This is a genomic window from Flavobacterium aquicola, assembly GCF_003385115.1.
GTDB lineage: Bacteria > Bacteroidota > Bacteroidia > Flavobacteriales > Flavobacteriaceae > Flavobacterium > Flavobacterium aquicola.
In genome coordinates this window covers 260,875-271,116 of sequence record NZ_QUNI01000007.1, presented here as the reverse complement: position 1 = coordinate 271,116, position 10,242 = coordinate 260,875, and the positions used below count along the sequence as shown (strand labels likewise).

Annotated in this window: 11 protein-coding genes and 2 tRNA genes; 7 read left to right on the top strand and 6 right to left on the bottom strand. The window is 33.4% G+C overall.

What is annotated here, in order from left to right:
- Window positions 1-495 precede the first annotated feature (495 nt).
- From C8P67_RS14015 to C8P67_RS13985, 7 genes are all read left to right on the top strand, one after another.
- Window positions 496-927 (top strand): DUF2721 domain-containing protein, encoded by a 432-nt coding sequence (locus C8P67_RS14015; RefSeq protein ID WP_115813783.1) that lies wholly within the window; start codon window positions 496-498, stop codon window positions 925-927.
- A 35-nt stretch (window positions 928-962) separates the two neighbouring features.
- Window positions 963-1,856 (top strand): DMT family transporter, encoded by an 894-nt coding sequence (locus C8P67_RS14010; protein WP_115813782.1) that lies wholly within the window; start codon window positions 963-965, stop codon window positions 1,854-1,856.
- Window positions 1,857-2,017: 161 nt separating this feature from the next.
- Complete coding sequence (aqpZ, locus tag C8P67_RS14005; protein WP_115813781.1) at window positions 2,018-2,725, top strand: aquaporin Z; 708 nt, start codon at window positions 2,018-2,020, stop codon at window positions 2,723-2,725.
- 85 nt (window positions 2,726-2,810) lie between these two features.
- Window positions 2,811-3,413, top strand: a complete 603-nt coding sequence (locus tag C8P67_RS14000; RefSeq protein WP_115813780.1) for an alpha-ketoglutarate-dependent dioxygenase AlkB family protein — start codon at window positions 2,811-2,813, stop codon at window positions 3,411-3,413.
- A 168-nt stretch (window positions 3,414-3,581) separates the two neighbouring features.
- Window positions 3,582-3,860, top strand: a complete 279-nt coding sequence (locus C8P67_RS13995) for a DUF2805 domain-containing protein (protein ID WP_115813779.1) — start codon at window positions 3,582-3,584, stop codon at window positions 3,858-3,860.
- A 122-nt stretch (window positions 3,861-3,982) separates the two neighbouring features.
- Window positions 3,983-5,848 (top strand): M61 family metallopeptidase, encoded by a 1,866-nt coding sequence (locus C8P67_RS13990; protein ID WP_115813778.1) that lies wholly within the window; start codon window positions 3,983-3,985, stop codon window positions 5,846-5,848.
- A gap of 191 nt (window positions 5,849-6,039) precedes the next feature.
- On the top strand, window positions 6,040-6,756 hold the full coding sequence (locus C8P67_RS13985) for a DUF4369 domain-containing protein (RefSeq protein WP_115813777.1): 717 nt from the start codon (window positions 6,040-6,042) through the stop codon (window positions 6,754-6,756).
- 263 nt (window positions 6,757-7,019) lie between these two features.
- Here the strand turns inward: C8P67_RS13985 and C8P67_RS13975 are convergent, their stop codons facing one another.
- The 6 genes from C8P67_RS13975 to C8P67_RS13950 all read right to left on the bottom strand — a co-directional run bounded on the left by C8P67_RS13975 (window position 7,020) and on the right by C8P67_RS13950 (window position 10,237).
- Window positions 7,020-7,520, bottom strand: a complete 501-nt coding sequence (locus tag C8P67_RS13975; protein ID WP_115813775.1) for a hypothetical protein — start codon at window positions 7,518-7,520, stop codon at window positions 7,020-7,022.
- A gap of 57 nt (window positions 7,521-7,577) precedes the next feature.
- A complete protein-coding gene (locus tag C8P67_RS13970) occupies window positions 7,578-8,447 on the bottom strand; it encodes a chromate resistance protein ChrB domain-containing protein (RefSeq protein ID WP_115813774.1) in 870 nt (289 codons plus the stop codon).
- A gap of 107 nt (window positions 8,448-8,554) precedes the next feature.
- Window positions 8,555-8,628 (bottom strand) — tRNA-Thr (locus tag C8P67_RS13965).
- 72 nt (window positions 8,629-8,700) lie between these two features.
- A tRNA-Thr gene (locus C8P67_RS13960) sits at window positions 8,701-8,774 on the bottom strand.
- 77 nt (window positions 8,775-8,851) lie between these two features.
- On the bottom strand, window positions 8,852-9,118 hold the full coding sequence (locus tag C8P67_RS13955; RefSeq protein WP_115813773.1) for a hypothetical protein: 267 nt from the start codon (window positions 9,116-9,118) through the stop codon (window positions 8,852-8,854).
- Window positions 9,119-9,268: 150 nt separating this feature from the next.
- Window positions 9,269-10,237: a type I phosphomannose isomerase catalytic subunit gene (locus C8P67_RS13950; protein ID WP_115813772.1), complete on the bottom strand. Its 969-nt coding sequence runs from the start codon at window positions 10,235-10,237 to the stop codon at window positions 9,269-9,271.
- Window positions 10,238-10,242 lie beyond the last annotated feature (5 nt).

The window sequence follows — 10,242 nt, the reverse complement described above, 5'->3', positions numbered from 1 at the left end:
ATTTATACTTTTTATATAAATTATTTATACGTTTTATATAAATTAATTGTATTTTTTATATAAATAAATTATACATTTTATATAAATTAATTATATCTTTTATATAAATTAATCATAGAATACTGCCTTTGGATGGAGAATTTAAATTCTAAGACTGATGGAATAATACTGAAGTTCGATAGAGAGTACTCTATTATATCAAAACCTCACCCCAACCCCTCTCCAAAGGAGAGGGGAGCTATGGTTTAGACTTGTATTTGATTATATAAAGGACAAATCTTTGCTACGAATCGCAAATGCTCTAGCCCTGATTACTTCGCCAGTTCGCTTCGCTCGTGTGCAGTGGAAATCCTCCCTGGCCGGGGTTCGGCCGGGGAGATTGTAACGGATAGCAGGATTTAGCTTCTAATTTATATACTCTAATTAATTTTTAAACTACAGCCGTTTTAAATACTGTTGAAAAGTACGACCTTTACAGTCTAAATAAATTCATAAATGACACTTCATATTGAAACCCCGGCTTTATTGTTTTCGGCTACTTCCTTAATATTGTTGGCTTATACTAATCGGTTTTTGACACTTGCTACTATTATTCGTGGTTTGAAGAAAGCTTATAAGGAAAAAGAGAATCGGGTGATTCTGCTGGAAATTAAAAACCTCAACCTTAGGCTGACTATTATTCGCTTTATGCAGATGGCTGGTGTATTGAGTTTATTTTTATCAGTATTTACGATGCTAGTTTTATTTTTAGATTATCAACTGACTGGAATTTATTTATTCGGCTTTAGTCTGCTGGCCTTACTAATCTCTTTGGCACTCTGCTTTTGGGAAATCAATATTTCGGTCGATGCCTTGCGATTGCATTTGAGCGATCTCACACATATAGGCATTGATAAAGAGCAGATTTCTACTATTGATGCAAAATAGTTTTTTCATATTTTACAAACCATTATATAACCGCAATGTTTAAAAACAGCACCCTTAAAGGAGTTTTTCTAGTAGGTATTGGCGCGACCAGCTATGGAATACTGGCTACATTTGTAAAAATGGCTTATACAGAAGGATATTCTACCGCTGAAGTTACTATCTCCCAATTTATATTAGGCATTATTGGAATCCTTATTATTAATGGATTTCAAAAAGCTAAAAAAGAGAATGAAATTATCAAGGCTACTCCAAAAAACATATTTCAATTGATGCTTGCCGGAACTTCTACTGGTTTGACCAGCGTGTTTTATTATCTGTCGATAAAATATATTCCAGTTTCTATTGCTATCATATTATTGATGCAAACGGTATGGATTGGTTTAATACTGGAAATGATTTTGGAAAAGAAATTACCTTCGGTACAAAAAATTGCAGCGGCGATTGTGGTACTTATAGGAACTCTTTTGGCAACAAACATCTTTCAAAGCGAAATTGAACTGGATTGGTTAGGGCTACTTTTTGGAATGCTGGCAGCATGTTCATTTACAACTACAATGTTTACCGCTAATCGGGTAGCGCTAGGCATTTCGTCGGCGCAACGCAGTTTGTACATGCTTTTGGGAGGTTCTGTAATTGTAATCCTATTTGCTATTGCAACACTAAACACGCAATTTCATTTTGAAATATTGCTAAAATGGGGAATTATACTATCTCTGTTTGGAACTATTATTCCGCCAATGTTAATGAATGCTGGTTTTCCACTAACAGGTATTGGTCTCGGGAGTATAGTTTCGGCATTAGAACTACCAGTTTCTGTTTTAATGGCTTATTTTCTGCTTCATGAAGAAATAGTTTTAATTCAATGGATTGGGATACTCCTTATTATATTGGCCATCGTAATAATGAATGTTACTTTCAAAAAACATTAATACCACTGATAATCAACATAAAAGAATACGACTATAGCATTATTTGTTACTTTTTTTATAAATTCGTAATCCATACAATTCTTACTAAATTAAACGGCACTGTATGGAGAAACCATTTGATTAATTTTAACTAATAGTCTATTAACTTAATTATTTTTATGATGAAAAAACTTTTCGCAGAATTTTTCGGAACGTATTGGCTCGTTTTTGGAGGTTGTGGCAGTGCCCTTTTTGCTGCAGGCATACCAGATTTAGGAATTGGATTTGTGGGGGTTTCATTGGCTTTTGGCCTTACTGTTTTAACCATGGCTTATGCAGTTGGGCATATTTCAGGCGGGCACTTCAATCCTGCAGTATCTTTTGGATTATGGGCAGGAGGGCGATTTTCGGCCAAAGATTTACTTCCTTATATTATAGCCCAATGTATAGGAGCTGTAACTGCTGCTGGAACACTCTTTACAATTGCTTCAGGAAAAGCAGGTTTTATGATTGACAGTACAAAGGCCGGAGCTTTTGCCTCTAATGGATATGGCGCATTTTCGCCTGATGGGTATTCTATGCAGGCCGCATTTATTGCTGAATTTGTATTAACCTTATTTTTTCTTTTAATTATCCTTGGCGCTACAGATAAATTTGCAAATGGAAAATTTGCTGGTGTTGCTATTGGACTTGGCCTGACCTTAATTCATTTAATCAGCATTCCTATCACCAACACTTCTGTAAACCCAGCACGATCATTATCCCAAGCGGTATTTGTGGGCGGCGAGCCATTGTCACAGCTTTGGCTGTTTTGGGCCGCACCAATTTTGGGTGCAATTGCGGCAGGTTTTATTTATAAAACTTTACTGCAAGATCATTCTGAAGCATAATCGTAATTGCGTTTATAATTTTATAAAAAAATCCAAAAGAGAAAAACGAAATACTAGATTTCGTTTTTCTCTTTACTTTTGTATAATGAATTCATTATTTCAATCCGAGCCAGTATTTTTCAATCTGCCAGATGCGGAAATCATCTATTTTCCATCTTTTATTTCTCAAGAAGAAGCTGATTTGCTTTTTTATGAATTGCAGAAAAATGTTTTGTGGCAGCAGGACGAAATTACAGTTTACGGAAAAAAACATCTGCAGCCTCGACTGACCGCTTTATATGGAAATGAAGGAAAACCCTACTCTTATTCGAATATAGTAATGCAGCCTCATCAATGGACAATGTCTTTACAAAAAATAAAATCTCTTATTGAAAGCGCATCGAAAACTAATTTCACCACCGTATTATTAAATTATTACAGAGATGGCAATGATGGCAACGGCTGGCATGCTGATAATGAAAAAGAATTAGGCATTAATCCAATAATTGCATCATTAAGTTTGGGCGCTTCACGAAACTTTCAATTAAAACACAATAATGATGTCACGCAAAAAAAGAATATTATTCTGGAAAATGGCAGTTTACTGCTAATGAAAGGTACGACACAACATTTTTGGAAACACCAAATACCTAAAACTGCAAAATCTATCGGTCCCCGAATAAATCTTACTTTTAGAGTGATTAAATAAAAGAATATTCAATATAATTACTTTAAAATATCACTAATTTAAAAGCACAAAAAAATTGATTTTTTTTTTATTTAAAATAAAAAGTAATTATAATTTTTATTAATATTGGTATTAGATTTAAAATCAAATTTATTAATCATTAAACCAAATTGAATTAATTTTCACGTGATGAAAAAGAGTAACCGTAAAGAATTAAACTGGGAACAAACAGAAAGACTGATTGCATTGGCCCAAGAAGAGAAAAATCCATTTGAAATTATTCATAAAGAATTTGGATTAGCTGAAAAGGAGGTTCTTGAAATTATGAAAAAGAAGATGCCAACTGAAAAATATGAGATGTGGAAAAAGAAAGCAATTGCAAGTAAACCCAAACCAAAACCTCTAAAAATAGATGATTTTGATGAAGACTTAGACGGAAAATATTATATAAAAAACAAATTAGATTAACCAAAATTTGAACTCCTGTAAATCAGGAGTTTTTTATTTTATAACTTAAATCCATTTATTAGCACATTTTTGTAACTTTTTTAAATTTTGAAACACTAATCGACAAACAAACATACTTAATAATGAAAAAAATAATCTTTGCTCTTGCTTTTTCTTCCTTAATTTGGACGACTAAAGCTAACACTACAAAACCAGCAGATTCAAAAAAAGAAGGAATTGAAGTCAGCATCAATCTTACCGATGTAAAAGACGATCAAGTCTTAGTAACTGTAAAAGCTCCAAAAATTAAAACTGATGAGATCACTTACAGTCTTCCAAAAACAGTTCCAGGTACCTATTCTGTAGATGATTATGGAAAATATACTGCCGATTTTAAAGCGTATGACAAGAAAGGTGCTTTATTGACTGTTTCAAAAAACGATGACAACACCTGGTTAATCAAAAATGCAAAGTCATTAGTAAAAATAACTTACCTTGTAAACGATACTTTCGATACTGAAAAAGGAAGAGGTTTTGGTCAAGATGATGTGTTTTCGCCAGCAGGCACAAACATTGATGCTGATAAAAATTTCATGTTAAATCTTCACGGATTCGTAGGCTATTTTCAAGACAAAAAAGAAATGCCTTATAAAGTTACCATTACGCACCCTGCGACATTATGGGGAGCAACATCAATGATTGATAAAGATGGATCATCAACTGTAGATGTATTTGAAATGCCACTTTATGCCGAATTATTAGAGAATCCAATTATGTATTCTAAGCCAGACTACACAACTTTCACGGTTGACGGAATGGATATTCAGATCGCGGTTTATTCACCGTCAGGAAAATTTACTGCAGAAAGCATTACTCCTGAAATGAAAACGATGATGACTGCTCAAAAAACATTTTTAGGCAAAGTTAATTCTACTAAAAAATACACTGTTATATTATATCTTTCTACAATGTCACCAACCGATGCCAAAGGTTTTGGAGCACTAGAACATCCAACCGCAACTACTGTTGTTATGCCAGAAGTGATACCTAAAGATGAATTGGTAAAACAAATGAAAGATGTAGTTTCACATGAATTCTTTCATATTGTAACCCCGCTGACTATTCACTCAAAAGAAATTCAATATTTTGACTATAACGCTCCAAAAATGTCTGAACATTTATGGATGTATGAAGGAGTAACAGAATATTTTGCTAATTTATTCCAAATCAATCAAGGCTTAATTGATGAAAACGAATTCTATTCCCGAATTGCCGAAAAAATAGAAGGTGCCAATGCAATGAATGACACTATGCCTTTCACAACAATGAGCGCAAATGTTTTGACAGAGCCATATAAAGCGCAGTATCTAAATGTTTACCAAAAAGGAGCTTTGATTGGTATGTGTCTGGATATACAAATTAGAGAAAGCAGTAATGGAAAAAGAGGAATCCTAGATTTAATGCATCAATTATCTAACGAATATGGAGTTTCGAAACCATTTAATGATGCCGATTTATTTGCTAAAATAACATCATTAACTTATCCTGAAGTGGGAGAATTTTTAAACAAATATGTTGCTGGCCCTACTCCAATTCCTTACTATGATTATCTGGCAAAAGTGGGAATTACTAAAACAACTACAAAAGTACCTGATGGAATATTTCTACAGGGCCAAGTTCCTTTCATCGGTGTTGTTAGTCAGGAAAATAAAGAAATTTTTATCGTTCCTAATAAAGAATTACATATTTTCTATACCTCATTAGGCTTAAAAGCTGGAGATATAATCCTTACTGTTAATGAAAAACCGTACAATCTTGACAATATTTATGATTTGATTTCAGAAAGTCAGAAATGGAAAGAAAACGATCCAATTTCTATCAAAATCAAACGCGATGGAAAAGAACAAGTTTTGAAAGGAAACGTAAAATTCCCGTACATAGACTCAGAAGGACTTGAAGCTACAGATGCATCAAAAGCTGCATTAAGGCAAGCTTGGCTGAAAAGCTAATCCCTTTAGCACAATATAAAATCCCAATCTAAAAACTAGATTGGGATTTTTTTTTGAAATTCACTCTCGTTAAAACCATTCATTCCAACAATTTTCTTTATTTTGCGCCAAAAATAAACAGATATAAAACTGCCATAATTCATTATGAAGAGCTGCACTTTTATATTCCCAAAAAACAAATTTATTTACACATGAAAAATTCTATTATTGCTTTTGTTTCTCTACTGCTTTTGGCCTCATGTAACAAAAATGAATCCAAAACAAATCTGCATATCACAGGAAACATCAAAGGACTAAAAGATGGTACTTTATACATTCAAAAATATAATGATACTTCTCTTATAGCAATCGACACTATCAAAATTGATGGACAATCAACATTTGAAAGCAATCTTGATTTAAAATCACCCGAAATGCTATACTTATATCTTGACAGAGGCGTAACCAACTCTCTTGATAACAATATCATGTTTTTTGCAGAGCCAGGTACAATTAATATTGAAACCAACTTAGATTCATTCATCGCCAGCGCAAAAATCACAGGTTCAAAAAATCAAGAATTGTATGAGGAATACAAAAAAATAAATTCTCGTTTTAATGATGCCAATCTAACATTGATTGAACGAAAATTTAAAGCTTTAAAAAGCAATAACACTGCAGTACTTGACAGTATTGCTATTGCACAAGATAATAACATCAAGCGCAAATACCTTTATGCAACCAATTTTGCAGTAAACAATAAAGATCACGAAGTATCCCCATATATCGCTTTGGCTGAAATCTATGATATTAATATTAAGTATCTGGATACCATTCAAAAATCAATGACTCCAAAAGTAGCCAAGTCTCTTTATGGCAAAAAATTGACTAAATATGTGAATGACATTAAAAAAAGTGAAGCAAAATAGTTCAATCTATTTTCATAATCAAAACCGTCTGTATCTAGACGGTTTTTTTATGTCCAAAAGACAATTACTACTTCAGTTCTTAAAAACTTATTTGGGCGAGACCGCATTATGGCAAGGAGCTATTTCACGTACTGTTTATACGCTCCTTGCCATAATGCGGTCGGGCTGTCCAGGCTACTTCGGTAGCTTCCTCCCATCCCTCTCGCGAGCCAATAGAAATCAAGTTTATCCAATAACAAGAAAAATGAATCTGCCAAGAAATTTTAAAAAGCAATACCAAATTGAAATGTTGCAGTAAAACTGGCGGGGTGTTCATTTCCAAAACGAACAGGGAGTGGAATAGCTACAAAGTAACTGCAGTTGTCATTTTTTATTACTGTTTTATTTAGCACGGGAGTAAAACCATACCTGCCGCTAGTTTCAAAAGCGGCTCTGCCTGCAAAAGTATAACCGTTTCCAAGTGCTACCAAAACACCAGGATGAAATAAAAAATTATTCATTTTGCTAATGCCATCATCAGTTTTTATATGAGGAACCACTTCAAAAGAAAATCCAATTTTAGAGCTTTTCCAAATATTGATTCCCGTCGGAAAACCTACAGCGTAATAATCCCTAAAATTAACACTAGTTTCATTCCCGCTGAAAGTCACGAAAGGATGCAGTATTCCAAAATATCCCGTTATTTTCGGATAAGTAGTTTGAGAAAAAACAGAGGTATTCATCATCATTAAAACTAAAAGAACAGCATGTCTAATTTGTATCATAACATTATTTATTTATGACAGCAAAACTAATTATAGTAAAAAGGTAGAAATAGTATGTTATTTACTTTTTGTATCTAGATTACCTTTTTGTGAATTTTTCCGATACGAAGAAGGATTTTTTCCAGTATTCTGTTTAAAGATCCGCGTAAAATGGCTTTGATCTGAAAAGCCCGTCATATAAGCGATTTCGGTAAGTGTATAAGTTGAATTTTGAATAAGGCCTATTGCTTTTTCAATTCGCAGCTTTCGAACATAATCCCCAAAGTTAAGGTCTTCAAAATATTTGGAAAACTCCCTGGACAAATAAGAGGGATTAAGTTCCAAGTCATTTGAGATTTTCTTTAGATCAAAAGAAAATTGCGTGTCTATTTGATCCTGAATTATTTCTTTTAAATCTTTGACCCAGACTGGCGTTTTTCTCTTATTTGATTTTTCTTTCTTCAAAAATTTATGATACACTTCGTGCAGTAAATTCTCAAAGGGGCTGTTCTGCAAATGGTTTTGTTTGTATAAATGTGCAGCCCAACTATATAGAGCATCATAAATAACCATACCACTTTCTAATAATTTATAGTCGTCCGTAATATTATAAGAAAGTCCCGCTGAAATAGCCCAAAGTCCTGCCGATTCTTTTGCGATATCATGGCGGTCCGTATCTGCGCCACGAACAATATCTGCTATAATTAGAATTGCAGGATCTTTAATTTCATATTTTTTCACAATGTAGTCAAAGGTACTTTGCTCTTCATAATGTGTAAATTCTACATTAGGAATATCAAATGGAATAGCATTCAGTTCCTTTGCTTTAACTAAAACCTCATCGAATGGAACGTACAAAAATTCAGCTTCTTTGTCAATAAATTTTTTTATTAACCAAGGGGAAGCTATTCTGTCAATTTTAGGACGTTCTCTGGTAATCCATTTCATATATGCACAATTTATTTATCCGTGACCATACTTTTAAATTTTGAAGAATTACAAACAAACATAAAACAAAAAAACCACCTAACAAAAGTTAGATGGTTTTCATAAAGAGCCGGCGGAGGGACTCGAACCCACGACCTGCTGATTACAAATCAGCTGCTCTAGCCAACTGAGCTACGCTGGCAGACTCAATATGTTTTGTGTAATGCGTCAGCTTAAATAAAAAACCATCTAAATGAATAGATGGTTTTTTTTGAGCCGGCGGAGGGACTCGAACCCACGACCTGCTGATTACAAATCAGCTGCTCTAGCCAACTGAGCTACGCTGGCGACTCATTACGGGTGCAAAGATAAGCTTGAATTTCGTTTTTCCAAAAAAAAATCAAACTTTTTTGCCCTTTTTTTTACTACAATTCGTTGATTTTAGTAATCAATTGATTAGCAGTTTGTTCCAATTCCACATTTATTTGTTTGAAGTGTGCTTTTTTGTTTTCAACATTTTTAGCATTCACTTTAGTGATTAAACTGTCAAAAGCAACAATAGCTTCGTCAATCAATGCATTCGTTTCATCTGTTGGTTTTCCTGTTGTAGAAATTTCGAACAAGTAAACTGCCTCAATAATATCACCTAAAACGTAGTTGATGTCTTTCTTTAAATTCTTAACGTTTGCCATTTTATTTTTTATTTAATTTGCGATTGCAAAAGTACACATAATCTTTTTATTACTCACTATGAAATCGCCATAAAAACAGTTTGTTGTAAAACAAGCACTTATGAATAAAAAGCGATACCATAGATGACCTATAAAAAATAAATTCTACATCTATGAAATGTAAATTTCTAAAATAGAAGCTTTTCCCTTTAAATTATAAGACTTGATTGCTGCAGGAATAAGTACTGTATCGCCTTTTATATAGTGATAACTTACGCCATCATACTCTAAGTCAAAAGAACCATCAATACACATATAAACTACAAAAGATGATCCTGAATTCGCAGCTTCTTTTATGTTTTCCAACGGAATAAAATTAGTGGTAAAATAAGGACAGTCAACTACTGTATTTGACTGATTAACTTCTTTTGTATACTCTTTATAAGTATCAACCTTTTTATAATTAATCGCATCTAATGCTAAATCAACATGAAGTTCCCTAGTGTTTCCTTGAGCATCTTTTCGGTCAAAATCATACAAACGGTATGTAATATCAGAAGTCTGCTGTATTTCGGCAATAACTAATCCTGCACCAATCGCGTGAACCGTTCCTGTTTCTAAGAAAAAAACGTCGCCCGGTTTTGCTTTTACAGTATCTAATATATCAATTAAAGTTTTATCATTAAGATGCTCCACATATTCTTCACGACTGGAATCTTCTTTAAAACCAACAATAATTCTTGCATCTTTATCGGCCTGTGTAACATACCACATCTCAGTTTTCCCGAAAGAATTATGGCGTTTTTTAGCAAGTTCATCATTTGGATGTACCTGAATCGATAGATCTTCGCGGGCATCCAAATACTTGAAAAGCAATGGAAATTGTTTCCCAAATCTTTCATGAACTGCCGTTCCCAGAATTTCATTTGGATATTCATTGATTAATTCGGTCAATGATTTTCCTTTATAATCTCCATTTGCAACAACACTAACATCTCCTTCCACGGTAGAAAGCTCCCAGCTTTCACCTATAATACTGGAAGTAATTGGTTTATTCAGAATGGTTTTTAATTTTTCTCCTCCCCAGATTCTTTCCTTTAGAATTGCATCAAACTGTAATGGATATAATTTTGAGCTCATAATTT